The organism is Dactylosporangium sp. CS-033363 (genome assembly GCF_050942475.1).
Classification (GTDB): Bacteria; Actinomycetota; Actinomycetes; order Mycobacteriales; family Micromonosporaceae; genus Dactylosporangium.
Window position 1 is genome coordinate 3,378,986 of sequence record NZ_CP192032.1, and the last position, 26,502, is coordinate 3,405,487.

Consider the following 26,502-nt stretch of genomic DNA (forward strand, 5'->3'; position numbering starts at 1 on the left):
GTCTCAAGGCGATTCCCTGCAATTGTTTCGAAACAATCGGGAGCCACGCTCATGACATTACGCAGAATGGCCACGGCCGGCCTCGCGGCGGCCGTGGCCGTGGTGACGCTGGGCGCCGTCGCGGCGTCCGCCGGCGGCCCCCGCCCGCCGGCGACGCAGGACCAGAGCCTGCGCGGACTGGCCGCGCGCAACGGGCTGTACTTCGGCACCGCCGTCGACCCGGCGGCGTACGCCGATGCCGCCGACCCGCAGTACAAGTCGCTCGTGAACAGCCAGTTCTCCACTGTCACGGCCGAGAACGCGATGAAGTGGGAGAGCCTGGAGCCGACCCGCGGCACCTACAACTGGGCCGTCGCCGACGCGTTCGTCGCCGAGGCGCAGCGCAACCACCAGCTCGTGCGCGGCCACGTCCTGGCCTGGTACAGCCAGCTCCCCGGCTGGCTGAACACCGGCATCCAGGACGGCACCATCGACGGCCCGCAGCTGCGCGCGCTGCTCAAGCAGCACATCACCGACGTGGTGACCCACTTCCGCGGCAAGATCTGGCAGTGGGACGTGGTCAACGAGGCCGTCTCCGACCCGTGGGAGACCCCGTCGGCGATCCACCTCGGCGGCAACACCGGCTCGCTCAAGCAGAAGTTCGCCGACCTGCTCGGCCCGGACTACCTCGCCGACGCGTTCCGCACCGCCCGTGCCGCCGACCCGAAGGCGCTGCTGTTCTACAACGACTACAACATCGACGCCTTCGGTGACGGTGGAGCCGGGGACAAGACGCAGTTCGTGTACGACATGGTGAAGAAGCTGCGGGCGCAGGGCGTGCCGATCGACGGGGTGGGCAGCCAGGGGCACCTCAGCACGCAGTACGGCAACTACGACGTGCTCGCCGTGGCCGACTCGCTGCAGCGCTTCACCGACCTCGGCCTGGCCGTCGCGCTCACCGAGGTGGACGTGCGCAGCCTGCTGAAGGATGCCAAGGACCCGGCCCTGGACGCCGCGGGCGCCGACCTCAACGCCCGGGACCAGGCCGCCGCGTACAACTACCACGTCCTGCTGCAGGCCTGCCTCATGAACCGGCACTGCCTGTCCTTCACGGTGTGGGGCTTCACCGACAAACACTCGTGGATCCCGGGCTGGTTCAAGAACCCGCCGGAGGGCGCGGGCTGCCTGTGGGACGCGAACTACCAGCCGAAGAAGGCGCTGCGCACGGTCCAGGGCGACCTGGCCGCCGCGGGGCCGCCGCTCGTGCAGCCGCGGGTGCCGCAGAAGCCGCACCGCTAGCACACAGTCGTTACTGGGGGTTCAGGAGACGGGGCGGGCGCCCGATCGGCGCCCGCCCCGGCGTCTGTGCCGGGCAGGTGGCGACCTTGGCCCTAAAATGGTCAGGTCACCTAGTCACCCGGGAGCAGCCGTTGACTGCCGAGTTCACGCCGGTGCACCGCTCCTCCGCGGCGGCCCAGGCGACCCGCCTCATCCAGGAGATGATCGTCGACGGGCGGCTGGTGCCGGGGCAGCGGCTGCCGGCCGAGCGGGAGCTCAGCGAGATGCTCGGGATCAGCCGGCCCACGCTGCGGGAGACGATCCGGGCGCTGGTCGGGCTGAACATCCTGGAGAGCCGGCACGGATCCGGCACGTACGTCGCCGCGCTCGACATGGCCGCGCTGCTGGAGCCGCTGCAGTTCGTGATGGCGCTGAGTGGGCGTACCGTCGAGGAGCTCTTCGAGGCCCGGCTCATCATCGAGCCCGCCCTGGCCGGTCTCGCCGCCGCGCACGCCGATGCGGGGCAGGTGGCGGCGATGCGTGCCGCGCTCGCGGAGCCGGACCGGGTGGCGGCGGATCTCGCGCTGCACCGGCTGATCGCGGACGCGGCCGGGAACGCGCTGCTGGCCACGATGTTGCAGACGCTGTCCACGCTGGGGCTGGCGAGCCGGGCGATGACCGCCTCGCGGCCGGGGGTGCTGCGCCGGTCGGCGGCCGAGCACCGGGCGATCGTCGACGCCATCGACCGGCGGGACGCGGAGGGGGCGCGGGCGGCGATGGCCGCGCACCTGACGCGGATCGCGGAGGAGGCCCGGCGGGCGGCGGCCGCGCGGGCGTGATTGGCTTGACCACTTGACCACGGCGGGCATAGTTTGGCCGGTATGAGACTTGCCCGTATCGGCCGTGCCGGTCAGGAGCGGCCCGCGGTGGTCGCCGAGGACGGCACGTACCTCGACCTGTCCGGCGTCACCCTCGACATCGACGCCGCGTTCCTGGCCGGCGGCGGGCTCGACCGCGCCCGGGCGGCGCTGGACGAGCTGCCCCGCCTGGTGGTCGCCGAGGGCACCCGGATCGGCCCGCCGGTCCGCGACCCGGGCAAGATCGTGTGCATCGGGCAGAACTACGCGCGGCACGCGGCCGAGTCGGGGGCCGAGCCGCCGTCCGAGCCGATCGTGTTCCTCAAGGCGGCCGACACGCTCGTCGGGCCGAACGACGACGTGCGCATCCCGAAGGCCAGCGTCAAGACGGACTACGAGGTCGAGCTGGCGATCGTGATCGGGAAGACGGCGCGGTACCTCGACAGCCCCGCCGACGCCGCCGCCCACATCGCCGGCTACGCGGTGAGCAACGACGTCTCCGAGCGCGAGTTCCAGCTCGAGCGGCTCGGGCAGTGGGACAAGGGCAAGAACTGCGAGACGTTCAACCCGCTCGGCCCGTGGCTGGTCACCGCGGACGGCGTCGACGTGCCCGGGCTGCGGCTGCGCTCCTGGGTGAACGGCGAGGCGCGGCAGGACGAGCTGGCCGCCGACATGATCTTCGGGGTACCGCACCTGGTCTGGTACCTGAGCCAGTTCATGGTGCTGTACCCGGGCGACATCGTGAACACCGGCACCCCGGCGGGCGTGGCGATGGGCCTGCCCGGACAGCCGTACCTGCGCGGGGGCGACGTGATGGAGCTGGAGATCGAGGGCCTCGGCCGGCAGCGCCAGACGCTAACGGCATACCCCGTCCAGTAACAGCGCGATCGAGCGCTCGGCGTCCGCGGGTGCGCCGGAGAGCATCGCGAACAGCAGGGCCAGGTCGTCCGGCACGAGGTCGGGCCGGACCTGGCCCTGCTGCTGTGCGCGCCGCAGCGCCGGGGTGAGCGCGACGGACAGCCGGCGGTCGAGGCCGCCGCTCGACAGTGGACCCATCACGGTGTACAGCCGCAGCGCCGCCGTGAGCAGCCCGCGGAAGTCGCACGACTCGTCGGCCTCGAGGCGCTCCAGCTGGTCGGTGACGACCGCCGCGACCAGCGCGTGCCGGTCGCGGAAATGGCGGTACAACGTGGCCTGCCCGACCCCCGCCCGCCGCGCGATCTCCGGCATGAGCACCGCCGCGCGCGCGAGCACGAGCTCGCTCGCCGCGCGCACGATCGCCGAGCGGTTGCGCTGCGCGTCGCGGCGCTGCGGCGTCGGAGACCCGTAGAGCACCAGGGTATGTTACCGACCGGTAATGAGAATGTCACGAACTTCTAATTCTCGGAACGGGCTCCTACGCTGCCGCCACCACGAAGCGCTACCCCGCCAGGAGCGTGCGTATGACCCGTACCCGCCAAGTCCTCACCCTGCTCGCCGTGGCGCTGCTCGCCGCGGTCACCCTCCAGGCGCCGGCCGCCGCCGCCGCGCCCGCGAACACCACGACGTTCGTCGACATCGCCGGCGCCGGCGGCGTCGTGCTCAAGGCGAACGTCGTCGCCCCGGCCGGCACCGCGAAACGCCCGGCGATCGTCTTCCCGTCCAGCTGGGGTCTCAACGACCTCGAGTACCTCGCGCAGGCGAACATCCTGGCCGGCCGCGGGTACGTCGTCGTCTCCTACACCCCGCGCGGCTGGTGGGCCTCCGGCGGCGAGATCGACACCGCCGGCCCGCAGGACATGGCCGACCTGTCCAAGGTGATCGACTGGACGATCGCCAACACCGCCGCCGACCCCGCGCGCATCGGAGCCGCGGGCGTCTCCTACGGCGCCGGGATCAGCCTGCTCGGCTCGGCGTTCGACAAGCGCATCCGCGCGGTGGTCATGATGAGCGGCTGGACCGACCTCGTGTACAGCCTGTACGGCGACAACACCCGCCACCAGCAGTCCGCCGGGCTGCTGAGCCTGGCCGCGAGCCTGCTCGGGCACCCCGGCGCGGACCTGTCCGGCAAGCTCGCCGACTTCAACGCCAACCGCAACGTCGCGCAGGTGCAGGCGTGGGCGCGCGTTCGCTCGGCGGCCACGTACCTCGACGCGATCAATGCGAACAGGCCGGCCGTGCTCATCGCGAACGCGTGGGGCGACTCGTTCTTCCCGCCCGATCAGCTCGTGGACTTCTTCGGCCGGTTGAACACCCCGAAGCGGCTCGAGCTGCGCCCCGGCGACCATGCGATCGCGGAGTTCACCGGCATCCTCGGCCTGCCGAACGACGCCTGGACCAGTCTGTACCGCTGGTTCGACCAGTATCTCGCCGGGACCGACACGGGGATCGGGGGAGAACCGGCAGTACAACTGCGGCCTCTGAATGCGGCAACCGAGTCCTATGCGTCCTGGTCGGCCCTGAACACCTCGACCCGGCGCTACGGCCTCGGCGCGATCCGCTGGCTCGACGGCACCGGCCTGCTCGGCGGCGCCCCGGGCGGCGGCTGGAGCAAGACCCTGCCCGGCGACCTGGACACCGTCGCGAACGGCGGCGTCGTGCTGCTCACCAACGGCGTCGGCGCATTTACGGGACAGCAGCCGCAAATCTGGCTGCCGGCCGTCGACCGTCTGCGCGCGGGTGTGTGGGCCTCCGAGCGGCCCGGCACCGCACTGCGCATTCGCGGCATCCCGACGGTTCACCTGAACATGACGGGCACCGCCGCGCAGGGCACGGTCGTCGCGTACCTCTACGACCTGGACAGTCTCGGCAACGCCAAGCTCATCACGCACGCCCCGGTGAGCTGGCTCGGCACCGCGACGGGCAGCCGCTCGCTCGACGTGGCGCTGTCGGCGACCGCGTACGACGTGCCGGCCGGCCATTCGCTCACGCTCGTCGTGGACACCGCCGACCCGCTGTACTACGACGCGAACACCCTCGGCGCGGCCGTCACGGTCGCGGGTGGATCGTATGTAGACGTGCCGATCCGCTAGAAATGGCGGCATGAGCAGCTTCCGCCACCCCGGCACCGTCCTGACCGACCACGTCCTGACGGTGCCGCTGGACCACGGCGACCCCGCGGGCGAGACCATCGACATCTTCGCCCGCGCGGTCGTCACTCCCGGTAACGCCGACAAGCCCTGGCTGCTCTTCCTGCAGGGCGGCCCCGGCAGCGCCTCGCCCCGCCCGATCGGCCGCGACTCGTGGGTCGGCCGGGCCCTCGACGACTACCGGGTCCTGCTGCTCGACCAGCGCGGCACCGGCCGCTCGACGCGGGTCAGCCGGCACTCGGTGACCCGGCGGGGCACGCCCGAGGCGCAGGCCGAGTACCTCTCCCACTTCCGCGCCGACAGCATCGTGCGCGACGCCGAGCTGCTGCGCCGCTCGCTGCTGGGCGACGAGCGCTGGACCGTCCTGGGCCAGTCCTTCGGCGGCTTCTGCGCGGTGAACTACCTGTCGTTCGCCCCCGAAGGACTCCGCGAGGTCCTCATCACCGGCGGCCTGCCGGGCCTGGACGCGCGGGCGGAGGACGTGTACCGCGCCACCTACCCCCGCGTCGCCGGGCGCAACGAGGCCCACTACGACCGCTACCCTTCTGACGTCGCCGCGGTGCGCGACATCTGCGCGTTTCTGCGCGATCGCGACGTCCGCCTGCCCGACGGTGCGCGGCTGACCGTCGAGTCCTTCCAGACGCTCGGCATCGCGTTCGGTTCGAGCACCGGCTCGCACGAACTGCACTACCTCGTCGAGGACGCGTTCGAGTCCCCGGGTGTACTGTCCGATGCCTTCCTCGCGCAGGTGCACGCGCGCATCGGCTTCGCGAGCAACCCGATCTTCCCGCTGCTGCACGAGGCCTGCTACGGCCAGCAGAACGCGACGGGCTGGGCCGCGCAGCGCGTGCGCTCCGAGCACCCGGCGTTCGACGCCTCCTCCGACGTCGTGTACTTCACCGGCGAGATGACGTACCCGTGGCAGTTCGACGTCGACCCGGCCCTGACCCCGCTTCGGGAGGCGGCGCACCTGCTGGCCGCCCGCGCTTCCTGGCCGCGGCTGTACGACCCGGCCCGGCTCGCCGCGAACGAGGTGCCGGTGGTGGCCGCGGTGTACTACGAGGACATGTACGTGGACCGTTCGCTTTCGCTCGCGACGGCCGCCGCCATCAGGGGCGCCCGCACCTGGATCACGAACGAACACGAGCACGACGCCCTGCGCGTGAGCTCCCGCGCGATCCTGGACCGCCTGATCGCCATGGCCCGCGGCGATGCCTGACTCGTACTGGGATCCGCTGCCGCACATCGAGCCGGTCTTCGCCGAGTTGCCGGCGTTCGGCCTGCGCCCCGACCCCGAGGACGTCTTCCGCGGCCGATGGGAGGACCTCAACTGGCGCAACGTCCCGGGCCCCCTCTACGGCGGGATGACGGACACCTGTTTCGTCGGCCGCCAGGGCGCACCCCGCCACATCATGTACTGCGAGGACGGCGAGTTCCTCTACCGCCAGCCCACCACCGCCCCGGAACTGCGCGACGTGCTCATCGGCATGCGCTACGACCCCTGGTCCGGCTGGGCCTGCGACGGCGACGAGCACTGGACGCCCGACCTCGTCCGCGCGTGGTGGCGCGACCGGCGCCGCGTGCGCGACTGGATCCTGTGCATGCAGCTGGAGTGGGGCGCCGAGGGCGAGCCGTTCGAGGAGCACGAGGCCGCCGGCCTGGTGGACTACCTGGCCTACCTCGACGGCGGCCTGGCAACGGACCTGCGCGTGTACCTCCACTTCCTCGACCACGGCCGCGGCCCGGCCCCCGGCGAGCCCCTGCCGCCCCTCTGACGCGAAATCGCCGGCGCTCTGCCGGTGGGGTTCTGCCGGTCCTGCCGGTGCGGTGCCGCAGAGGCAGGTCGACGTGGGGGTCGATGGGTTCAGTCCGGGTTCAGTGAACCTGCCGATGGTCCTGCATAGCTTGGTGTCGCCGGTTCGGCAGGCCGAGACCAAGGAGCGTTGCGACCGATGACGTACCTCACCGCCGCTGTTGTGCTGCTCGGTATTGTCACGGGGCTCAACCTGGTGCTGCTGCTCGGGGTCATCAAGCGGCTGCAGAAGGCCGAGGCGCCCGGCGTCATCAGCGACGAAGGGGCGCGGCCCGTGTTGCCGCCGGGGGAGCGGCCCGAACCGTTCGCGGTCAGCTCGCGGGACGGGGAGGCGTTCGAGACGGCCGGGGGCAAGGGGCGGCTCGTCGGGTTCTTCACGCCGCACTGCAACCTGTGTCACGACCGGATGCCGAAGTTCCTGAAGTACGCGCGCGCCGCTGGGCTTGAGCGCGATCAGGTGTTCGCCGTCGTGGTCGGCTCGCCCGAGGAGACCGCCGAACTGGCCAGGGAGCTCAGTCCCACCGCGCACGTCGTCGACGAGCCGGACGGGGGCGGGTCGGTGTACGAGGCGTTCGGGGTGCGCGGGCTGCCCGCCATGTACCTGCTCGACGCCGACGGGGTCATCCTGTCCTCCGGGACCGATCTCGGTGGGTTCCCCGATCCGCAGCGGTACGGCGCGAAGATCCGGTCGGGTGCGGCCAGGACCAAGGCGGGAGCCGCCACGTGAGGCACGCCCGGGCCGCGCTCGGGCTCGCCTGGTCGGCCGCGCCGGGGCTGCTCGTCGCCGAGGTCGTGCTCACCGTCGCCGGTGGGGTGCTGCCCGTGGTGACCGCGGTGCTCGCCAAGCAGGTGTTCGACCGGTTGAGTGCCGGCGCCCAGCTCGCCCCGCTGCTCGGGCTGGCCGCCGCGATGGGCCTTGCCGGGCTCGTTGCCGGCGTCACGCCACAGGCGCTGCGGTACGTCACCGCCGAGACCGAGCGCCGCATCGGAGTACGGGCGCAGGAGCGTCTGTACATCGCCGTCAACGGGCAGCCGGGGCTGACCCGGCTCGAGGACCCCGGCTTCCAGGATCGGCTGCAGATGGCCGAGCAGGCCAGCCGCAGCGGGCCCGGGCAGCTCGTGTCCAGCTCGCTGGGGCTCGTCCAGGCGCTCATCGGGGTCGTCGGGTTCACCGGGGCGCTGGTCGCGGTCAGCCCGGTCACGGCCGGCACGGTGCTCGTCGCGGCGCTGCCGATGCTGCTCGTGCACCTGTCGCTGAGCCGGGAGCAGGCGGCGATGCTGTTCCGGACCGGGCATGCGCAGCGGCGGCACATGTTCTTCGCTCGGCTGCTCACCACGCCGGGGGTGGCCCAGGAGGTGCGGCTGTTCGGGCTGGGGGACTTCTTCCGGGAGCGGATGCGCACCGAGCTGACGGCGGTGAACGACGAGTACCGGCGGATCGGGCTGCGGCAGCTGCGCAGTCACGGGCTGCTCGGGGTGCTCTCCGCCGTCGTCGCCGGCGGCGGTCTGATGTGGATGATCGCGGAGACGGCGGCCGGGCGGGCGACGCTCGGGGACGTGTCGATGTTCATCGCGGCCATGGCCGGGGTGCAGATGGGACTGGCGGGCGGGGTGCAGCAGGCGGCGGCCGCGCATCAGGCGCTGTTGCTGTTCGAGCACTACCAGGCCGTGGTCACCGGCGGGCCGGACCTGCCGGTGGCGGTGGAGGCACAGGCGGTACCAGAGCTGCGGTTGGGGCTTGAACTGCGGGACGTGTGGTTCCGCTACAGCGACGAGCACCCGTGGGTGCTGCGCGGGGTGAGCCTGTTCGTCCCGCACGGGCAGACGGTCGCGCTGGTCGGGCTGAACGGGGCCGGCAAGAGCACCACGGTGAAGCTGCTGTGCCGGTTCTACGACCCGACCCGCGGCTCGATCACCTGGGACGGGGTCGACCTGCGGGACCTTGACCCGGCGGCGCTGCGCGAGCGGATCGGGGCCATTTTCCAGGACTTCACCGCCTATGACCTGACGGCGGCCGAGAACATCGCCGTGGGCGACCTGAGTGCGCTGGACGATCGGCCGCGGGTGGAGGGGGCGGCGGTCCGGGCCGGGGTGCATGCGACGCTGGAGGCGCTGCCCAGGGGGTACGACACCCTGCTTTCGCGGTTTTTCTATCAGGGCGCGCCGGGCGACGACCCGCAGACGGGCGTGGTGCTCTCCGGCGGGCAGTGGCAGCGGGTGGCGCTCGCGCGGGCGTTGCTGCGGGCGCGGCGGGATCTGGTGATCCTCGACGAGCCCAGTGCCGGGCTGGATGCGCAGGCCGAGTATGAGGTGCACGCGGCCCTGCGGCGGCACCGCGCCGGGCTGACGACGCTGCTCATCTCGCACCGGCTCAGCGCGGTGCGGGAGGCCGACCGGATCGTGGTGCTGGGCGACGGCGGGATCGTCGAGGACGGCAGCCACGCCGAGCTGATGGCGCTCGGCGGGCGCTACGCGGAGCTGTTCGACGTGCAGGCCCGCGGGTACACCGACGCCGGGGTGCCGGGATGACAGTGCTTGCGCTGGGGGCGGCGTTCGCGCTCCTCGTCGCTGCGCTCGCCGTGCTGCGGCGCCGGTTCATGGCGGTGACCGTGAGCGGGGTCAGCATGCAGCCGACGCTGCAGCCGGGGGACCGGGTGCTGGTGCGGCGGGCCGGGCTCGGCACGGTCAAGGCCGGGCAGGTCGTCGTCCTGCATGACGACGGCGCCGAACTGATGATCAAGCGGGCGGTCGCGGTGCCCGGGGACCCGGTCCCCGCCATCGACGTCACGGGGACGGCCGTGCTCGACGGCCGGACGGTGCCGCCCGGCCGGATGGTGGTGCTCGGCGACAACCCCGCCTTCAGCCTCGACTCGCGCCGCCTGGGCTTCCTGCCCGGCGAGCGGCTGCTCGGGGTCGTCGTGCGGCGGCTGTCGCCGGGGCCGCCCCAGGACTTCGGCGCCCGGGCAGACCGGGCCGCCGGGGGTACGACACGCGCCGGCACGGGGCCGGGCGTTGATGGGAAGGGATGGACGGCATGGTGAAGCTCGGAGAGTGGATGCTCGCCCGCGTGCTGCCGAAGGCGACGGCCGCCGCGCGCTGCCCGTACGAGTCGTGGTGCCAGGTCTGCTCGGGGAACATCTACAAGAAGGTCTGGGTGAACCCCAACTGCACGACCAGCTCGACCGCCTGCAACGACCCGTGGGACGGCTGCTAGTCCGGCCTGACCGCCGGAGGCCGCGGGCCCGGTTCGCCGGGCCCGCGGTCCAGCAGCGCGTCGGTCAGAACCATGCCCATCCTGTACCCGGTCTTCTCATGAATCGCGCCCGCCCGCTCGCCGACCTGCACGGCCCACTGCGGCTCGCCGCGGGCCAGGTGGATCTGCGCGAGCCCGGTCAGCGCCGCGCCCTCGAGCTGGTGGAAGCCCGCCCGCTGGGTGAGCGTGACCGCGCGCCGGATGTCGGCCTGGGCCTCGTCGAGCCGGCCCAGGTGACGGCGGGCCGCGGCCACCCCGATGAGCGCCTCCGCCTCGGGGAGCTGCTCGCCGGTCTCCCGCGCCATGTCGAGTGCGCGCTCGTGGCTGTCGACCGCCTCGGCGGGCCGGCCCAGCGCGACGAGCACCGTCCCGAGCACGTTGAGCGCGTCGATCTCCAGCCGCAGCATCTCGGTCTCGCGGGCCCGGTCCAGCGCGGCCCGGGCCGCGGCGAGGGCCCGGTCGAGGCGGCCCGCGTCGCGGTGGGTGGCGGCCAGGGTGCGCAGGTTGGCCGCCTCGTTGCCCCGCCCGCCGAGCTCGCGGTGCAGCTCCAGGGCCGCGTTGAGGTGCGTTTCGGCCTCGTCGAGCCGGCCCAGCAGCTGGCAGGCCTCGCCGAGGTTGCCCAGGATGTTGGCCTCGCTGCTGCGGGCCCCCATCCGCCGGGCGAGTTCGAGCGCCTCCTGGAAATGGCCGGCCGCCATGTCGAGCTGGCCGGCCTCCATGCGCACCAGGCCGAGGTTGCCGAGGCTGACCGCCTGCCCCGCCAGCCAGCCGCTGCGCCGGTTGAGTTCGAGCGCCTCGGCGATCTGGTCGCCCGCCGCCCGCAGATTTCCGGTCTGCCAGTGTACGGCGCCGAGGTTGCCCAGAATGCTCGCCTGCCCCTCGGCCCAGTCCGTCCGGCGGGCCGCCGCGAGCCCCTGCCGGAAGTGCTCGATGGCCAGGTCGTGCCGGCTGCGCCGCCAGTGCGCGTCGGCGATGCTCAGGTGGCTGACCGCCTGCGCCGCGAGGTCCCCGGCGCCCCGCGCGGCGGCCAGGCTGGCGTGCGCCACGGTGAGCCAGTCGATGGTGTGCATGCGCAGGTGGAAGTACCCGCGCAGGGCGTCGGCGAGCAGCCACGTCCCCGGGTCGGTGCCGTGTTCGACCGCCGCCACCAGGTTCGGCAGCTCGGCGTCGACCCAGGCCAGGGCGTGCGCGTGGTCGGCGAACACGGTCGGCGGCAGGCCGGGCAGGGGCAGGCGGAGCTTCTCCGGGTACAACAGGCGGGCGGCGGCGTCCAGACCGGACAGATAGTGCTCCAGCAGCCGGTCCACGGCGGCGCGGCGGCCGGCCTCGTCGTCCTCCTCGGCCCCGCGGGCCTGGGCGTAGACGCGCAGCAGGTCGTGGAACGCGTACCGGCCGGGCCCGGTCTCCTCCAGCAGGTGCGCCTCGGCCAGCTGCCGCAGCACGCCGGTGACGCCGGCCGGGTCGGTTCCGGCGAGCGCGGCCACCGCGGCGGCGCCGCAGTCCGGCCCCGGCACCAGCCCGAGCAGCCGGAACATCCGCCGGGCGGGCTCGGGCAGCGCGGCGTACGACAGGTCGAGCGCCGCCCCGACGGCGGTCTGCCGGTCGCCCTCGATCCGCAGCGCGGTGAGCCGGTCGCCGCCGCGCAGCCGGGCCACGTACTCCGCGACGCTCTGGTGCGGGTTGCACAGCAGGTTGGCGGCGGCGATCCGCAGCGCGAGGGGCAGCCCGCCGCACAGCCCGATCAGCTCGTCGGCGCAGGCCGCCTCGGTGCGCATCCGCTCGGCGCCGAGGATCCGCCCGAGCAGGTCCCGGGCCTCGTCCACGGCCAGCACGTCGAGGACCAGCAGCGCGGCCCCTTCCCGGGCGACCAGGCCGGCCAGCCGGTCCCGGCTCGTCACCAGGGCCAGGCAGCCGACGCCGCCGGGCAGCAGCGGGCGCACCTGCTCGGCGTCGCGCGCGTTGTCGAGCACGACCAGCACGCGGCGGTCGGCGAGCAGGCTGCGGAAGACGGCGGCGGCCTCCTCGACCTCCAGCGGTACCTCGTCGGGCGGCGTGCCGAGGGCGTGCAGGAACCGCGCCAGGGCCTCGATCGGGCGCAGCGGGGACCCCTGGGCGTACCCGCGCAGGTTGACGTAGAGCTGCCCGTCGGGGAAGCGCTCCTTGACCCGGTGCGCCCAGTGCATGACGAGCGCGGTCTTGCCGATGCCGGCGGTACCGGCGATGGCCACCACCCCCGCGCTCGCGTCCAGGTCGCGCAGGGCGTCGGCGCGCCCGGTGAATGTGGCCACGTCGGCGAGCAGCTGACCGGGCACCACGAGCGGCACCGCGGGGGCGAGGTCGGTGCCGGGCTCGCGCAGCACCCGCAGCTGGGCCGCGCGCAGCTCCTCGCCCGGCTCCACCCCGAGCTCGTCCGCGAGGCGGGTCCGCACGTCGGCCAGCACCCGCAGCGCCCCGGCCCGCTCGCCGCCCTCGGCCAGCAGCAGTGCCAGCCGGGCGTGCAGGCCCTCGTGCAGCGGCTCGTCGGGCGCGACGGCCAGCAGTCGCGCCGCGGCCCGCGCGCTGTCGCCGGTTTCGAGGGCCAGATCGGCGTACGCGAGGGCGGTCTCGACCCGCCGCCGGCCCAGCGCGACCGCGGTCCGGTGGGCGCGCAGCCGCGGATCGGCGCCCGCCAGCACCGGCCCCCGCCAGCAGTCCAGCGCCGCGCCGAGGGCGTCCGCGTCCCCCCGCGAGCGGGCCAGCAGCTCGTCGAAGCGGGCCACGTCCAGCCCCGTCGCGTCCAGGTCGAGCAGGTACCCGCCGGGCGCCAGCCGCACGGTCGCCGCGGTGCCGCGCCGCCGCCGGTCGGGCTCGAGCAGCCGGCGGAGCTGCCCGATGTACACATGGATGAGGTTCAAACAGCTGCGCGGCGGGCGCTCCCACAGCACATCGACGATCTCGTCGCGGGACACGGTCTGGCGCGGATGGATCGCGAGCAGCCCGAGCAGCGACCGCAGCATCGGCGAGCCGACCTCGACCGCCGCGTCCTCCCGCGCCACTGACAAAGCCCCAAGGACCTGCACTTGTACTGTCGGTGCCGCGCCCTTCCGGCTTGTTCCGCCGCCCGGTGCGCTTGTTCCTCCGCCCGTCAGCGCCGATCGCAGCGCGTGCCGGTCGGGTTCGGACAGGCGCAGGGCGTCGGCGAGCCGCTCGACGGACTCGGGGCGGGGCCGGCGGACCCGGTCGTGCTCGATGTCGCGCAGGCCGCGCACGCTGAGCCCGGCGCGGCCGGCGAGTTCCTGCTGGTCGATGCCCGCGCGGAGCCGGTGCCGACGGAGCAGCTCGCCCAGTCGTGCCGCACCGCTGTGGTCCATGATCCCCCGTCGTGGCGGCCAGGCCCCCGAATGCCTGGTACCGCGACGATTGTGCCGGAGATGCCGGTCGATGTCGATGCGTGGGTTATTCGACCGGGAAATCGTAGTACGTGTCGGGGAACGGCTCCTTGGTGAGGGTGTAGTGCCACCACTCCTTGGGGTAGTTCGTGAACCCGCCGGCCGCCATGAGCCCGGTCAGCAGGTCGCGGTTGGCGCGCTCCTGCTCGTTGATGCCGGTCGCGGCGGTGTGGGCGAGCGGGTCGAAGCAGTCGAAGCCGGTGCCCATGTCGACGGTGTTGTCCGGGAATCGTTGTGCGGCGGTGCACGCCTCGAGCGGGTCGCCCTGGCGCCACTCGGGCTGCGTGCGGGCGGGGAGCGCGACGATGGTCAGGTCCATGGTGCTGCCGCGGCTGTGGGCGGTGGGGCCGCCGATGTAGCCGTCGTCGAAGAGCGCGTCCTTGTCCTCGTCCGGGTAGAACTCGGGCTTCATGCGCTGGTCGGCGTTCTTGGACCAGGCGACGAAGTCGTCCACGGCGCGCTGGGGGCGATAGCAGTCGTACACCTTGAGGCTGTAGCCGCGCTGTTGTGCTTGCTGCTGGACCCGGTGGAGGGCCTCGGCCGCCTGGCTGGTGAGCAGGCAGCGGGGGCGCAGGTAGCCGGTTACCGGGCGGCCGACGAAGTTGTGCGGGGTGGCGTACCGGATGTCCGACAGGATGCTCGCGTCCACATCGGACAGGTCGACGAACCCGGCCGGGAGTTGTTGCTTCGGGGGTTCGCTTGGTTTCGGGCTTTCGCCTTGTGCCGGTTTTTCGGGGGCGCTCTGGGTCGGCGGCGGCGGGGTTGCCGTGGGTGCCGGGGTGCCGCAGGCGGCCAGGAGCAGGCACGTCAGGACCGGGATCAGCACACGCATTTGGGGATTATTCGGCGTGCGGCTCGGTCGATGGCGGGGCGGGCTGCGGGTGGGCGAGCTGGCCGTTTGGTGGGGGCCTCTATCTTGGCGGGATGGAGATGCCCGATGGCCGGCTGCCGGAGTCGTTCGGCAAGGAGGCGTTTCCGGAGCTGAAGCCGTTCGAGATTCCGTCGCCTGCCTCGCCGGTGGAGCCGCCTGTCGCGCCGCCCGCCGGGGCCTCGTTGTCCACGCCGTCGTCGTTGTCCACGCCTTCGTCGTTGTCCACGCCCGCGTCTTTGCCCGCGCCGTCGTCGTTGTCCACGCCTTCGTCGTTGTCCACGCCCGCGTCTTTGCCCGCGCCGACGTCGTTGTCCACGCCGACGTCGAAGGCTCCAGCGGCGGCGTCGGTGCGGCCTGCGCGGACCTCGACGCAGAAGAAGGGCGGCCCGCAGCAGAAGGCGGCGCAGTCTCGGGGTGGCGCGGGGCAGTCCCGGAGTGGCGGGGCGCAGTCTCGAACTGGTGCGGCGCAGTCCCGGAGTGGCGCGGGGCAGTCTCGGCATGGCGCTGGGCCGCCGTCGGGGCCGCCGCCGGTCGTGCCGGTGATCAAGGTTCAGCCCGGTGGTAAGGCCAAGGGCGGGACGGCGGTGTGGGTGATCGTCGCGGCGGTGATCGCCGTGGCGCTCATCTGCTGTGCGGTCGCGCGGAACAGCGGCGGCGGGGACGACGACTCAGGCGCCGGTGTGCCGCCGGCGCGGGTGGTCGAGTCGACCGCGGCGGCGAGCTGTCCGGCGATCGGGTTCCTGGGCGCGGCCGAGCTCGGGCCGGACGCGTTCCATGTGCGGCAGGCGGTGCAGTTGGCCGTCAAGGAGTACAACCGGAAGAGCTCTTCGCGGTGCTATGTCCGGCTGGTCGAGGCCGACACCAAGCACGCCGCCCCGTCGGACGTGACCGCGGCGCTGAACCAGTTCGGGCGGGACGTGCTCGGCGTCGTCGGGCCGCTGCGCAATGCCGACGTGGGCCAGGCCGGGTTCTGGTTCGACGAGGCGGGGCTGCCGTTCATCACCCCCTCGGTCGGCGACCCGATCGCCGCGACGTTCGGGGTCAGGACGTTCCACCGGCTGTACCCGACGGACCTGGACGTCGCCGATGCCGCCGCCTCGCTCCTGAAGGACCGGCTCAAGGCGCCGAAGGTCTTCGTGGTGCGGCACGGCTTCGACAACGACAAGCGGATCGCCGAGCGGCTCCAGCGCAGCACCGACGTGCAGGTCGTGGCGACGGCCGAGGTCGGGGTGGCGCCGGAGAGCTGGACCGCGGTCGTGGACCGGATCCGCTCGCTGGGGTCCCAGTCCGTGTACTTCACCGGCTTCGCGGGGGAGGCGGCCGTCTTCGCCAAGGCCCTGCGGGCGGGCGGGTTCGCCGGCCCGCTCGTCGGCGGCGAGGCGCTGCTGGACCCCGAGTACGCCGCCGTGGCCGGCCCGGCGGGCGCCAACACGTTCGCGACCTGCGGCTGCGGCGAGCCGCTCGACTCGACCTTCGCGGCGGCGTTCCGGGCCGAGTTCAAGGAGGAGCCGGGCCGCCGCGCCTCGCTCGCCTTCGATGCGGCTACGCTGCTGCTCAACGCCATCGCCGACGGCGCCCGGGACCGCGCCGCCGTGCAGGCGTTCCTGGCCGACGGGCCGTTCTTCCTGTCCCAGGGCGCGGTCACGTTCACCGCGACCGGCGACCTGGACCGCGACAACGTGGTCGTCAACGTGTACCGCCCCGACACGAGCGCCACCACCAAGCCCGGCATGCTCCCGGTGGCGGCGCTCCACCTCACGTGACGGTTGTCAGGCCGGCAGGAACCAGCGTTGGGCGGCGGTGGCGTTGCAGTCGTAGAGCTGCAGGCGGGTGCCCCACGAGGTCGAGGCGTTCGGGTCGTCCAGGCAGCGGCCCGACTGCGGGTTGCGCAGCGAGCCGTCCGCGCGTGGCACCCACACCTGCGCGCCGGTGTTGTTGCAGTCCCACAGCTGGACGAGGGTGCCGTTCGCCGTGCCGCCGTTGCTCACGTCCAGGCACTTGCCCAGCACGCGCAGTGTGCCGCCGGCCGCGACCGTCCACTGCTGCGCGTTCGTACCGTTGCAGCCCCACAGCTGGATCGGCGTGCCGTTCGCGGTGCCCGCGTTGTTGACGTCCAGGCACAGGTTGGCGTAGCCGCGCACCGGGCCCGGCGCGCCGCTGGACAGCGTGATGTCCAGGGTGTGCGAGCCGGTCAGCGTGGCCGGGACCGAGCGGGCCGTGGTCGACGTGCCGTCGAGTCTCACGTCCGTGATGACCGTGCCGGCGCCGTGCAGGGCCAGGTCCAGGACCGCGCCGCGGTAGCGCAGGCCCGTGAGCCGGACGTCGCCCCAGCCCGGCGGCAGGGTCGGGCGGAAGGCCAGGCCCGCGGTGGTGAACTGCAGGCCGAACAGTCCACTGTAGATCATCCGCAGGTAGGCGGTCGCGGACCAGGTCTGGTCGGCCAGCGGTCCCCAGTGGGAGCCGGTCTGCCAGCCGCCGTCCGGAGCGCCGGAGCGGAAGTTGTAGATCTCGTAGAAGCCGCCCGAGGTGTTGGCCAGCGAGGCCAGGGTCAGGGTCTCGGCGGCGAACCGCGCGGGGTCGCCGGCGCGGGCGGCGGCCTCGGCCCAGTACCCCTGGATCATCGGCCACACGGAGACGTTGTGCCGGCCCGGTTTCGTGTCGCTGTAGCGGGCGAAGTGGGGCCAGACGTCGACGATGCCATACGGCTGGATGTGGCTGTTCTGCATCACCAGGCGGGCCTGGTCGGCGCTCGCGATCCCGAACAGCACCGCGAACGACTGGCCGGTGCCCTCCTCGGACTGGTCGAGTTGTCCATTGTGGATCAGATAGCCGTAGGTGCCCTTGGCGGCGATCCAGAAGTACCGGTTGATGTTGCCCTTGAGCGTTTCGGCGGCGCTGTCGAGGGCGGTGGGGGACTGGCCCAGCGCCTCGGCCATGCGGGCGGCGCTGCGGTAGGCGTTGTAGTAGAGGGCGTTCGTGGACAGGGCCAGGTCGCCGGCGGTCGGGTAGCTGAGCACGAAGCTGCCGTGGCTCTCGGTCGCGTCGGCCGGCGGGGCGGGGTAGCCGGCGATGCCGTCGTTGAAGAAGGACGGGCCCTGGAACAGTCCGTACGTGGCGTTGTAGTTCGCCGCGCGGCGCGTGTTGAGCGTGTTCTGCGCGGTTTGGTACGCATCGCTCAGGAACGCGCGGTCGCCGGTGACCAGATAGTGGTTCCACGCGGCGGTGAGCCAGACGACCTGGTCCCACCACTGGTCGTCCTGCACCACCTGCAGCTGTCCGTTCGTCTGGCGGCGCACGACCGACCACAGCGTGTTGCGCGCGGCCTCGGGGGAGAGCAGGCTGGCCGCGTTCCACGAGTTGACCGAGGCGTCGCGGGTCCACGGCTGCGGGTACGCGCCGCCGGCCCGCACGAACGTGCCCGGCGGGTTGGTGAGCAGCCCGGACTGGTTGTACACGGCCGGGTCGTAGGCGACCGTGTTCGTGTCGAGCAGGTTCGTGAGCGCCTTGGTGTACGCGGCGCCCAGGGTGGCCTGGGCGCCCGCGTCGCTGAAGGTGAGCGCCGGCCGGGAGACCGCCGCATGCGCGGGTGTGCCGTCCACCATGGACACTCCAACGAGGACGACGGCGAGCAGTGCGCGGCGGATGCTCGGGTGTTGTTCGCTTCGGACGCGTGCATGCGCGGTGCGCGCGATCAGGGCACGGCGCATGCTCAGGCTCCGTTCACTTCGAGCTCGTAGATGCGCGTTGCGCCATCGACCTGGTTCGGGGTGGTGACGCTGAGGCGCACATAGCGCACACTGCGCGCGGCGATCGCGTGTGTCGTCACGCCGTCGGCGTTGGCGCTGACGGTGGCCGCGGTGCTCCAGGTCGCGCCGTCGGTGCTCGTGGCGATCGTGAAGGCGCGCGTGTTGTACGCGAGCTGCTCACCTCCGGCCGCCGCGTGCCGGACCACGAAGCGCCGCACCGTCCTCGTCGCGCCGAGGTCGATCTGGAGGGAGGCACTGGCGGTACCGGAGCAGAATTTGCTGTTGCCTGTGACGACGCCGTCGGTGACCTTGGCCGGCGATTCGGCCGCGACGCACGGGGCCGAGCCGCTGACGGGCGCGCCGAGGGCCAGGTTGACGCCCGGGTAGGCGGCACCCTCGTCGGCGATCGCGATGTCGTCGACATAGCCGCGGAACGGGCCGGTGCCGGTCGGGCGGTCGAAGCCGACATCGATGCGGGACACCGTCCGCCCGGCGAGCCCGCCGAGGTTCACCCGCACGAGGTTCCACTGGCCGACCACGAGCCGGCCGCCCTCGCCCTGGAACTGCGGGTGGGCGCGCACGCCGAACTGGTCGACCGCGCCGGAGTCGCGCAGCGCCGAGCCGTCGGTGAACTGCAGGTCGACGCCGACGAAGGTGCCGGTGGCCTGCTGCGGGTAGATCCAGTACGACAGTACGCTGCTCGCGACAAGTGGCACGTCGGCGGCGTAGATGCGCTGGTAGGAGTACGACTGCGTGGTGGAGTTGTCGGAGCCGGAGTACAGCAGCGCGCTCGTGCCGCTGTGCGCGACCTCGGCCCGCGGGGAGGATTCGGCGGCGGTGAGCGCGCAGCAGTACCCGCCGACGCCGATCGCCGCGCCCGCGCTGTCGGTCCAGGTCGGGGCGGTGCCGGACGGCTCGAACGCGGTGCCGAACAGCGGCCAGTCGCGGCCGTCGCCGAGGACGGGTTCGAGCGCCTGGTACCAGCGGACGGCCATGCGCGCATAGCCGGTGTCGTTCGGGTGCAGCGTGTCGTTCAGGTCGCTGCTCGAGAGGCCGCTCAGGTCGACGATCCGGGTGCGCGCCTTGCCCGAAAGGACGCCGGGGATGGCCGCGTTGAACGTGTTGATGCGCGCTTGGATGTTCGCATCGAGCGCGGGGACGATTTTCGCGACGAGCACCTGAGCGGCCGGCCGGTCGGCGAGGATCTTGTCGACGAGCGCGGCGAGGCGCTGGGGTGCGGTACCCACCTGGTAGTTCTGGTTCATGTCGTTGGTGCCGATGTGCAGCAGCACGACGTCGGGCTGGTAGGTGGCCAGCCAGCCGTCGATCTGCGCGGCGATCTCGTCGATGCGCCAGCCGGAGTGGCCCTCGTTGTCCGTGTCGGGCAGGGCGCCGGACTGCTGGGAGCCGACGAAGTCGATGCCGTACCCCGCCTGGGTGACCAGGCGGTTGTACAGCGCGGCGCGATAGCTGGAGGTGGTGGCGCTGCCCGCGCCCCACGTGATGGAGTCGCCGAGCGGCATGACCCGGATCGGCCGGCTGGCGATGGCGGCCTCGGCGGACCCCGCGAACACCGTGGCGGCGGCGAGCGGGACGGTGGCGAGGACGAGGAGGAGCGCGAGTAGGCGGCGGCGCATATTGATTAGGGTCGCTGTCCATATGACAACTGTCAATACTTGCCAAAACCCCGGGTGTACATGTCTGGTTCACCCCGATGTGGGAGCATGTTCATCGATGTGATCGTGACGTGCGCCGCATTGTCCGGTGGCGGACGCTCGGGGTCTGAAGGCGTTGTGCGGTCCGTGCTAACGTCCGGCGACAGGTACCCCGACTCGGCGCGGCACGCCGCCTTGACCTGGTGTGATGGGCCCATATGACAACTGTGGAACCGTTGATGGTGGTCAGCGTCCACGATGTGGCGCCGGCGACCGCCGACGAGACCGCGCGCTGGTGCGCCGACGCCGACGCGCTCGGCATCCCCGTGTCGCTGCTGGTGATCCCCGGCCCCTGGCGCGGGATGTCGCTCGGCGAGCACGGCGACTACGCCGAGGTGCTGCGCGAACGTGCGACGCACGGCGACGAGCTGGTGCTGCACGGCTGGTGCCACCAGGCCGGGCCGGAGGGGCGGGCCGTGCGCCGCGCCGTCGGCCGGGCCGTCGCCCGGGGCGCCGCCGAGTTCGCCGCGCTGGACGAGCGCGAGGCGGCCGGGCGGCTCGGCGAGGCGAAGGCGGTGATGGATCGCCTCGGGCTCAGTACGACCGGCTTCACCCCGCCCGGCTGGCTGGCCTCGCCGGCCGCGGAACGGGCGCTGGCGGGGGCCGGCTTCCGGTACACGACGGATCATTTCGGGGTGAAGGACCTGCGCGGTCCGCGGTTCACCCGGGCCCGCCGCGGCTTCGCGCTCTCGCACCGTCCGGGCGGCACCGGCGAGCGGCTCGGCTCGGCCGTCCTGCGCGCGGGCGCGGCCTGGGCCACCCGCCGCCGCGGCCTGGTGCGCGTCGCGCTGCACCCCGACGACCTGCACCGCCCCGGCCTGCGCGACGACACGCTGCGGGCGATCGAGGGCGCGCTGAAGGCCGGGGCCCGCGCCACCACCTACGGCGCCGTCCTCGACGCGGCGGCGTCGTGAGGATCGTCCAGCTCGCGAACTTCTACACGCCGGTCTCCGGCGGCCTGCGCACGTGCGTGGAGCAGACCGGGCGCGGGTACATCGCGGCCGGTCACGAGCGCGTCACGCTGGTCCCCGGCACCGAGGATCGCGACATCACGCTGCCCGACGGGCGCCACCTCACCGTGCGCAGCCCGCTCCTGCCCGGCACCGGCGGCTATCGCGTGCTCACCGCCCGCCGCCGGGTGTGCGATCTGCTCGATCGGGTCGAGCCGGATGTGCTCGAAGCGAACGACAAACTGAGCATCAGCTGGCTGGCCCCCTGGGCGCGAAAGCGCGGCGTGCCGCTCATTCTGGTTTCACATGAGCGCATCAACGCCATCCTGCGCACCCGGGTGCCGCGCTGGTTCCCGCTCGACTCGGCCGCCACCGCCGCCAACCGCCGCCTGCACCGCCTGGTCGACCACATCGTGCTGGCCTCGGCGTTCTCGGCCGCCGAGTTCGAGGTCTTCGGGGCTTCGAAGATTCATCGTGTACCGCTCGGTGTCGATCTGGACACCTTCCGTCCCGGCACCTTCATGGACACCTCGGCGGTGCGCCTGGTCACCGTCACGCGCCTTTCCACGGAGAAGCATCCGGAGCTCTCCATCGAGGCCCTGCGCGAGCTGCGCCGGCGGGGGGTTCCGGCAACGCTTGACGTCATCGGTACCGGCCCGCTGCAGAAGCGGCTGCGGAAGCTCGCGGGCGACCTGCCGGTCCGGTTCCTGGGCCACGTCGCGGAGCGGAACCGGCTTGCGGAGCTGGTGGCCTCGGCGGACGTGTCGCTGTCCCCGTCGCCGGCGGAGACGTTCGGGCTGGCCACGCTCGAGTCGATGGCGTGCGGGGTGCCGGTCGTGGTGCCGTCGGAGGGCGCGGCGGGGGAGCTGATCCTGCGGCCGGAGTCGGGGCGGGTCACGGACGGCACGCCTTCGGGCCTGGCCGACGGGGTCGAGTCGCTGCTGGCCGTGCCTCCGGCGCTGCGGCGCGCGGACGCCCGGGCGGTGGGGGAGCAGTTCCCGTGGTCGGCGACCGTCGACGGGCTGCTGGACGTGTTCGCCACCGCCACTGGCCGCGCCAAGGTGGGCTAGCCGACCGGCACCGGGGTCCGGTCCTGCACGCGGGCGGCGGCCAGCAGCGCCACGCCCGCGATGAGCAGGGCGATCACCACGATCGGGCTCCACGGCCACCACAGCACCCCGCGCCACCCGGCGTGGAACACGGTCGCGTCGAACACCGCGCTCGCGAGGGGGTCGGCGATGCTGATCGCGGTCAGCGCCGTCGGCAGCGAGCCCGCCGCGAACGCGTCCTGGGTCAGCAGCCCGCTCGCGGTCGTCGAGGCGATCACGCCGATCGTCGCCCAGTCGCTCGCCAGTCCCCACACGCCGTCCCGCGCGAGGGTGTCCGTCACGAGCACCACGAACACCGCCGTCAGGCAGGTGCACACCCCGGCCGCGACGCCGGCGAGCGCACCGCGCAGCTTCGCCTCAGTCTTGCTCGGCAGCACGTGCGCGACCCCGATGAACAGCACCATCACCCCGGCCGCGACGAGCACCGCCGGCCCGGCGTCCCCGCGGTTGAGCGTGTGCGGCGCCGACGGCCGGGCGATCACGAGCAGTGCCAGCCCCGTGCACACCGCCGCCGTGCCCAGCCAGGCCCGCGCGGGTGGCCGCCGGATCGTGAGCATCGCGAACAGCAGCTGCGAAACGAGCAACGCCTGCACCACGGTGAGCGACCCGACGTGCAAAGCGACAGCATGCGCCGCGAACGCGAACACGTTGAGAATCCAGCCCGTCAGCCACCAACGGTCCTTCACCAGCCGCCGTACGAGCAGAAACACGCGCACCGGCAGTGCCCGATCGTGCACATCGGGAGCAGCCCGGCGGGCCGCGCGCTGTTGCATGGCCGCCGAGGTGGCGAACATGGCAGCGGCGAGGACCGACAGCACGACGGCAAACATGATCAGGGGTTGTACCCCAAACACGCGACGGCCAGACGACCGGGGTATGGCCGGACGGTGTTGAATCGTCCCGATGATCTCGATAGTGGAGCTTTTGCGCTCGCCCGTGCACCGGCTCGGCGGGCGCCCGCAGGACGGACCGGCCCCGGCCCCGCCCGGCGAGCTGGTCGACCGCGTCGAGCTGCGCAAGGGCCTGGGGATCATCGGCGACCGGTACTACGCCAGGCCCGCCCACCGCGACGCCAGCGTCACCGTCATCGCCCAGGAGTCGCTGCCGCCGGGCGCCGGCCTGGCCCAGGTGCGGCGCAACATCCTGGTGGCGGGCATCCCCGTGGACGACCTGGTGGGGCAGGTCCTGACGCTGGACTCCGGCGACGGCCCGGTACGACTGGCGGTCAAACGCCGCGCGAACCCCTGCGCCTGGATGGACGTCATGATCGCCCCCGGCGCCTGGCGCGCCCTGCGCAACCGCGGCGGCGTCCGCTGCACCCCGCTCGACGACGGGTTGCTCCGTGTGGGTCCGGTCACGTACACGGTCACAACCCCTGGGTTCGAGTCTTAGACTCAGGTCATGCTCATCCGGCCATGGCAAACGGGCGACGAGCACCTGGTCGAGGCCGCCCAGCGGAACCTGTCCCCGCGCAGCATCGACCGCCGCTTCCTCGTCGGCAGCGGCGGCCGCCTGCCCGCCTTCTACCTGCGCCACATCGCGGCCGGCGCCCGTCCGGAATGGGACGCCCAGGTGGCCGTCGAGGGCGGCGAGTTGTGCGGCTGGGCCGAGTACGGTCGCCTGCCCGCCGCCTCACCCGCCGCCGACCTGGCCGTGCTCGTCGCCGACCCATGGCAGCGCACCGGCCTGGCCACGATGCTCATTCGCGCACTCGTGCACCGGATGATCGCGGCCGGGGTGCGCACCATCCAGGCCGACGTGTCCGGTGCGAACAAGGCGAGCAACGGCCTGATCCGCGCCCTCGCCGGCCCGGAGCAGAGCCCCTCCTACGAGGACGGACTGCTCCGATACGCCTTCGATTTGTCTCTGGTACCGCCTGTGCCCGACCCGATCGCCGCCCGCGCCCTCGGGTAGCGAGCGAACCGCCTGTGCTCGACTCGATCGCCGCCCGCGCGTTCGGGTAGCGAGCGAACCGCTCGTGCCCGGCCCGATCGCCGCCCGCGCCTTCGGGTAACGAGCGGACACCACCGCAAGTGCTCAGGTCGCGCCGAACGCGGCCCAGTCGACGAGGCGGCCGTCGAAGTCGCCGCCGTCCTTGAGGATGTTCGCCACCCCGTCGCGCAGCGGCGCGCCCATTTCGCGCAGTTGCGTGGCGACGAGCGGCTGGAACATGGCCGGTTGCAGACTCCACCACCAGGCCACGAGGTGCTCGGGCCCGTACTGCGCCGGGTCGGCGAGCAGGTCGCGCCACTCGTCGCGCAGGGCCGGGTACTCCTGCGGCAGCCGTTCCAGCACGCCGAACCAGTTGCCCCAGCTGACCACCATGAACAGCTTGAGCCGGTCGCGGGCCCACCGCCGCGCCGCGTCGCTGCCGGGGGCGCCCGCGTCGCGCAGGATGGCGCCGAGGTACTCCTCGATGACCGCGGCCGCACCGCGCACATCGGCCGGACCGCGCCGGCGGATCGCATCGCGCAGCGCGGCGAGTTCGGGATCGGGCACGGCGCCATTGTGCGCAGGCGAGCACCCGGCATTGCATCGCCGTTCGGCCACCGCATTCCGGCAACGGCTCCCCGCCGCAGCTCAAGCGTTCGGGGCCGAACGAGATTGGCACGTTCCTCAGCCCCGGCGCGCTCCTGACCGCTCCCCGCCGGCGCGGCGGAGGCAACGACCGGGGTGAAACGGTACAGATGTGTCGAAGCGCTTCGAGGTGAATATTTCAGTCTTTGTGCGCGATGAAAGCGCTGGTCAGAGCACGTGCGGTACAAGATGCGCGGTTCTTGCATTTGAGCAGTGCAGCAAACACACGTGACGATCTCCATCCCCGGGCGAGCCCGCCGCCCGGCGACACCTGCACCCCGGAGGAACATCGTCATGAGCCTGCTCAAACGCCTGCCGCGCGGCCGCACCCTGGGGGTGGCCGGGGTTGCCGGCGCCCTCGTGGCCGGCGGCCTGATCCTGGCGCCGATGGTCAACGCTTCCGCCGCTGCCGGCTGTCGCGTCACGTACACGACCAACCAGTGGCCCGGCGGCTTCACCGGGAACATCGCGATCACCAACCTCGGCGATCCGATCAGCAACTGGACGCTCGGATGGACATTCCCCGACGCCGGGCAGAAGGTCGGCCAGGGCTGGTCCGCGACGTACGCGCAGAGCGGCTCGGCCGTCACCGCCAAGAACCTGGACTACAACGGCAACCTGGCGACCAACGCATCGACGAACATCGGCTTCAACGGCACGTGGACCGGGTCGAACCCGAACCCGGCGTCGTTCACCCTCAACGGGATGGCCTGCACCGGCTCCGTGAGCACGCCGACGCCGACGACGCAGTCGCCCACGCCGTCGAAGTCGCCGAGCACCAGCCCGAGCCCGTCGAAGTCGCCGAGCACGAGCCCCAGCCCGAGCAGCCCGCCGCCGCAGGGCACCACGCCGCTGGCCATCAACGGCCAGTTGCACGTTTGCGGTGTCAATTTGTGCAACCAGTACAACAAGGCGATCCAGCTGCGCGGCATGAGCAGCCACGGCATCCAGTGGTTCTCGTCGTGCCTGAACAACGCCTCGCTGGACGCGCTCGCGAACGACTGGAAGGCCGACCTGCTGCGCATCGCGATGTACGTGCAGGAGCAGGGGTACGAGACCAACCCGGCCGGCTTCACCGCGCAGGTGAACAACTATGTGGACATGGCCGAGGCGCGCGGCATGTACGCGATCATCGACTTCCACACCCTGACCCCCGGTGACCCGAACTACAACATCGACCGGGCCAAGACCTTCTTCGCCAGCGTCGCGCAGCGCAACGCGAACAAGAAGAACGTCATCTACGAGATCGCCAACGAGCCCAACGGCGTTTCGTGGCAGGGCATCAAGAGCTACGCCGAGACGGTCATCCCGATCATCCGGGCGGCCGACCCCGACGCGGTGGTCATCGTGGGCACCCGCGGCTGGTCGTCGCTGGGCGTTTCGGACGGCTCGAACGAGTCCGAGATCGTGAACAATCCCGTAAACGCGGCGAACATCATGTACACGTTCCACTTCTACGCCGCGTCGCACAAGGACGACTACCGCAACGTCGTGGCCCGCGCCGCGCGTTCGCTCCCGCTGTTCGTGACCGAGTTCGGCAGCGTCACGTACACCGGCGGCGGCACGGTCGACCTGGCCAGCACCGGCGCGTGGCTGGACCTGCTCGACCAGAACAAGATCAGCTACGCGAACTGGACGTACTCGGACGCGAACGAGAGCAGCGCCGCGTTCAAGCCGGGCACGTGCTCGGCCGGTTCGTACACCAACCCGAACTCGCTCAGTGAGTCGGGCACGTACCTGCGCAACCGCATCCGCACGACGGACAACTTCCCGACGAGCTGATGTGGTGCTGCCCGTCGGCCCGGCTGCAGCGACCAGCCGGGCCGGCGGGTTCGTCCTGGCGGCCGTCCCGAACCGG

24 protein-coding genes are annotated in these 26,502 nt (G+C 72.4%); 16 read left to right on the forward strand and 8 right to left on the reverse strand.

All coding sequences use genetic code 11. The features are described 5' to 3' along the window. Window positions 1-51 precede the first annotated feature (51 nt). From ACQPZ4_RS15690 to ACQPZ4_RS15700, 3 genes are all read left to right on the forward strand, one after another. Complete coding sequence (locus ACQPZ4_RS15690) at window positions 52-1,278, forward strand: endo-1,4-beta-xylanase (protein WP_433060981.1); 1,227 nt, start codon at window positions 52-54, stop codon at window positions 1,276-1,278. 131 nt (window positions 1,279-1,409) lie between these two features. Continuing rightward, window positions 1,410-2,096 carry a FadR/GntR family transcriptional regulator gene (locus ACQPZ4_RS15695; RefSeq protein WP_433060984.1) on the forward strand — a complete coding sequence of 229 codons (687 nt, stop codon included), beginning with the start codon at window positions 1,410-1,412 and terminating at the stop codon, window positions 2,094-2,096. A 42-nt stretch (window positions 2,097-2,138) separates the two neighbouring features. After that, the gene (locus ACQPZ4_RS15700; RefSeq protein WP_433060986.1) at window positions 2,139-2,993 is read left to right on the forward strand and encodes a fumarylacetoacetate hydrolase family protein; all 855 of its coding nucleotides are present in this window, start codon (window positions 2,139-2,141) and stop codon (window positions 2,991-2,993) included. Here ACQPZ4_RS15700 and ACQPZ4_RS15705 read toward each other — a convergent pair. Next, window positions 2,970-3,449, reverse strand: a complete 480-nt coding sequence (locus tag ACQPZ4_RS15705) for a TetR/AcrR family transcriptional regulator (RefSeq protein ID WP_433060989.1) — start codon at window positions 3,447-3,449, stop codon at window positions 2,970-2,972. The two genes, ACQPZ4_RS15700 and ACQPZ4_RS15705, sit on opposite strands and share 24 nt — an antisense overlap. A 107-nt stretch (window positions 3,450-3,556) precedes the next feature. On the opposite strand from ACQPZ4_RS15705, the gene ACQPZ4_RS15710 reads away from it, so the two are divergent. The 7 genes from ACQPZ4_RS15710 to ACQPZ4_RS15740 all read left to right on the forward strand — a co-directional run bounded on the left by ACQPZ4_RS15710 (window position 3,557) and on the right by ACQPZ4_RS15740 (window position 10,209). Further along, complete coding sequence (locus ACQPZ4_RS15710; RefSeq protein WP_433060992.1) at window positions 3,557-5,125, forward strand: CocE/NonD family hydrolase; 1,569 nt, start codon at window positions 3,557-3,559, stop codon at window positions 5,123-5,125. A 10-nt stretch (window positions 5,126-5,135) separates the two neighbouring features. Next, window positions 5,136-6,401 carry an alpha/beta fold hydrolase gene (locus ACQPZ4_RS15715; protein WP_433060994.1) on the forward strand — a complete coding sequence of 422 codons (1,266 nt, stop codon included), beginning with the start codon at window positions 5,136-5,138 and terminating at the stop codon, window positions 6,399-6,401. Next, window positions 6,394-6,957 (forward strand): hypothetical protein, encoded by a 564-nt coding sequence (locus ACQPZ4_RS15720; RefSeq protein WP_433060997.1) that lies wholly within the window; start codon window positions 6,394-6,396, stop codon window positions 6,955-6,957. Before ACQPZ4_RS15715 ends, ACQPZ4_RS15720 begins: the two co-directional genes overlap by 8 nt. Window positions 6,958-7,134: 177 nt before the next feature. Then, on the forward strand, window positions 7,135-7,722 hold the full coding sequence (locus ACQPZ4_RS15725; RefSeq protein WP_433061000.1) for a TlpA disulfide reductase family protein: 588 nt from the start codon (window positions 7,135-7,137) through the stop codon (window positions 7,720-7,722). Further along, complete coding sequence (locus tag ACQPZ4_RS15730) at window positions 7,719-9,524, forward strand: ABC transporter ATP-binding protein (protein ID WP_433061002.1); 1,806 nt, start codon at window positions 7,719-7,721, stop codon at window positions 9,522-9,524. Before ACQPZ4_RS15725 ends, ACQPZ4_RS15730 begins: the two co-directional genes overlap by 4 nt. After that, window positions 9,521-10,036 (forward strand): signal peptidase I, encoded by a 516-nt coding sequence (gene lepB, locus ACQPZ4_RS15735; RefSeq protein ID WP_433061005.1) that lies wholly within the window; start codon window positions 9,521-9,523, stop codon window positions 10,034-10,036. Before ACQPZ4_RS15730 ends, lepB begins: the two co-directional genes overlap by 4 nt. Beyond that, window positions 10,030-10,209 carry a hypothetical protein gene (locus tag ACQPZ4_RS15740; protein ID WP_433061008.1) on the forward strand — a complete coding sequence of 60 codons (180 nt, stop codon included), beginning with the start codon at window positions 10,030-10,032 and terminating at the stop codon, window positions 10,207-10,209. Before lepB ends, ACQPZ4_RS15740 begins: the two co-directional genes overlap by 7 nt. Here the strand turns inward: ACQPZ4_RS15740 and ACQPZ4_RS15745 are convergent. The 3 genes from ACQPZ4_RS15745 to ACQPZ4_RS15755 all read right to left on the reverse strand — a co-directional run bounded on the left by ACQPZ4_RS15745 (window position 10,206) and on the right by ACQPZ4_RS15755 (window position 14,863). After that, on the reverse strand, window positions 10,206-13,598 hold the full coding sequence (locus ACQPZ4_RS15745; protein WP_433061010.1) for a tetratricopeptide repeat protein: 3,393 nt from the start codon (window positions 13,596-13,598) through the stop codon (window positions 10,206-10,208). The genes ACQPZ4_RS15740 and ACQPZ4_RS15745 overlap by 4 nt on opposite strands. Before the next feature lie 85 nt (window positions 13,599-13,683). Continuing rightward, on the reverse strand, window positions 13,684-14,508 hold the full coding sequence (locus ACQPZ4_RS15750; protein WP_433061012.1) for a M15 family metallopeptidase: 825 nt from the start codon (window positions 14,506-14,508) through the stop codon (window positions 13,684-13,686). A 79-nt stretch (window positions 14,509-14,587) separates the two neighbouring features. After that, complete coding sequence (locus tag ACQPZ4_RS15755; protein WP_433061014.1) at window positions 14,588-14,863, reverse strand: hypothetical protein; 276 nt, start codon at window positions 14,861-14,863, stop codon at window positions 14,588-14,590. Window positions 14,864-15,086: 223 nt separating this feature from the next. Here ACQPZ4_RS15755 and ACQPZ4_RS15760 point away from each other — a divergent pair, with 223 nt between their 5' ends. Next, window positions 15,087-16,310, forward strand: coding sequence for a branched-chain amino acid ABC transporter substrate-binding protein (locus ACQPZ4_RS15760; RefSeq protein ID WP_433061017.1), 1,224 nt, complete (start codon window positions 15,087-15,089; stop codon window positions 16,308-16,310). Between the two features lie 6 nt (window positions 16,311-16,316). Here the strand turns inward: ACQPZ4_RS15760 and ACQPZ4_RS15765 are convergent, their stop codons facing one another. Together ACQPZ4_RS15765 and ACQPZ4_RS15770 are read right to left on the reverse strand one after the other, a co-directional pair. Next, entirely contained in the window at window positions 16,317-18,254 is a 1,938-nt protein-coding gene (locus ACQPZ4_RS15765; RefSeq protein WP_433061020.1) for a ricin-type beta-trefoil lectin domain protein, read from the reverse strand. A 2-nt stretch (window positions 18,255-18,256) separates the two neighbouring features. Beyond that, on the reverse strand, window positions 18,257-19,930 hold the full coding sequence (locus tag ACQPZ4_RS15770; RefSeq protein ID WP_433061023.1) for a GDSL-type esterase/lipase family protein: 1,674 nt from the start codon (window positions 19,928-19,930) through the stop codon (window positions 18,257-18,259). 236 nt (window positions 19,931-20,166) lie between these two features. Between ACQPZ4_RS15770 and ACQPZ4_RS15775 the strand changes: the two genes are divergently transcribed. Both ACQPZ4_RS15775 and ACQPZ4_RS15780 read left to right on the forward strand, forming a co-directional pair. Next, complete coding sequence (locus tag ACQPZ4_RS15775; protein WP_433061025.1) at window positions 20,167-20,922, forward strand: DUF2334 domain-containing protein; 756 nt, start codon at window positions 20,167-20,169, stop codon at window positions 20,920-20,922. Beyond that, window positions 20,919-22,028 carry a glycosyltransferase gene (locus ACQPZ4_RS15780; RefSeq protein WP_433061027.1) on the forward strand — a complete coding sequence of 370 codons (1,110 nt, stop codon included), beginning with the start codon at window positions 20,919-20,921 and terminating at the stop codon, window positions 22,026-22,028. The genes ACQPZ4_RS15775 and ACQPZ4_RS15780 overlap by 4 nt, the downstream gene beginning before the upstream one ends. Here ACQPZ4_RS15780 and ACQPZ4_RS15785 read toward each other — a convergent pair. Beyond that, a complete protein-coding gene (locus ACQPZ4_RS15785; RefSeq protein WP_433061029.1) occupies window positions 22,025-22,897 on the reverse strand; it encodes a DMT family transporter in 873 nt (290 codons plus the stop codon). The two genes, ACQPZ4_RS15780 and ACQPZ4_RS15785, sit on opposite strands and share 4 nt — an antisense overlap. 73 nt (window positions 22,898-22,970) lie before the next feature. Here ACQPZ4_RS15785 and ACQPZ4_RS15790 point away from each other — a divergent pair, with 73 nt between their 5' ends. After that, entirely contained in the window at window positions 22,971-23,459 is a 489-nt protein-coding gene (locus ACQPZ4_RS15790; RefSeq protein WP_433061031.1) for a molybdenum cofactor biosysynthesis protein, read from the forward strand. A 9-nt stretch (window positions 23,460-23,468) separates the two neighbouring features. Next, complete coding sequence (locus tag ACQPZ4_RS15795) at window positions 23,469-23,981, forward strand: N-acetyltransferase family protein (protein WP_433061034.1); 513 nt, start codon at window positions 23,469-23,471, stop codon at window positions 23,979-23,981. Between the two features lie 123 nt (window positions 23,982-24,104). On the opposite strand, the gene ACQPZ4_RS15800 is transcribed toward ACQPZ4_RS15795, so the two are convergent. Then, window positions 24,105-24,566, reverse strand: coding sequence for a hypothetical protein (locus ACQPZ4_RS15800; RefSeq protein WP_433061036.1), 462 nt, complete (start codon window positions 24,564-24,566; stop codon window positions 24,105-24,107). Between the two features lie 372 nt (window positions 24,567-24,938). On the opposite strand from ACQPZ4_RS15800, the gene ACQPZ4_RS15805 reads away from it, so the two are divergent. Then, window positions 24,939-26,426, forward strand: a complete 1,488-nt coding sequence (locus ACQPZ4_RS15805; protein ID WP_433061038.1) for a cellulase family glycosylhydrolase — start codon at window positions 24,939-24,941, stop codon at window positions 26,424-26,426. Window positions 26,427-26,502 lie beyond the last annotated feature (76 nt).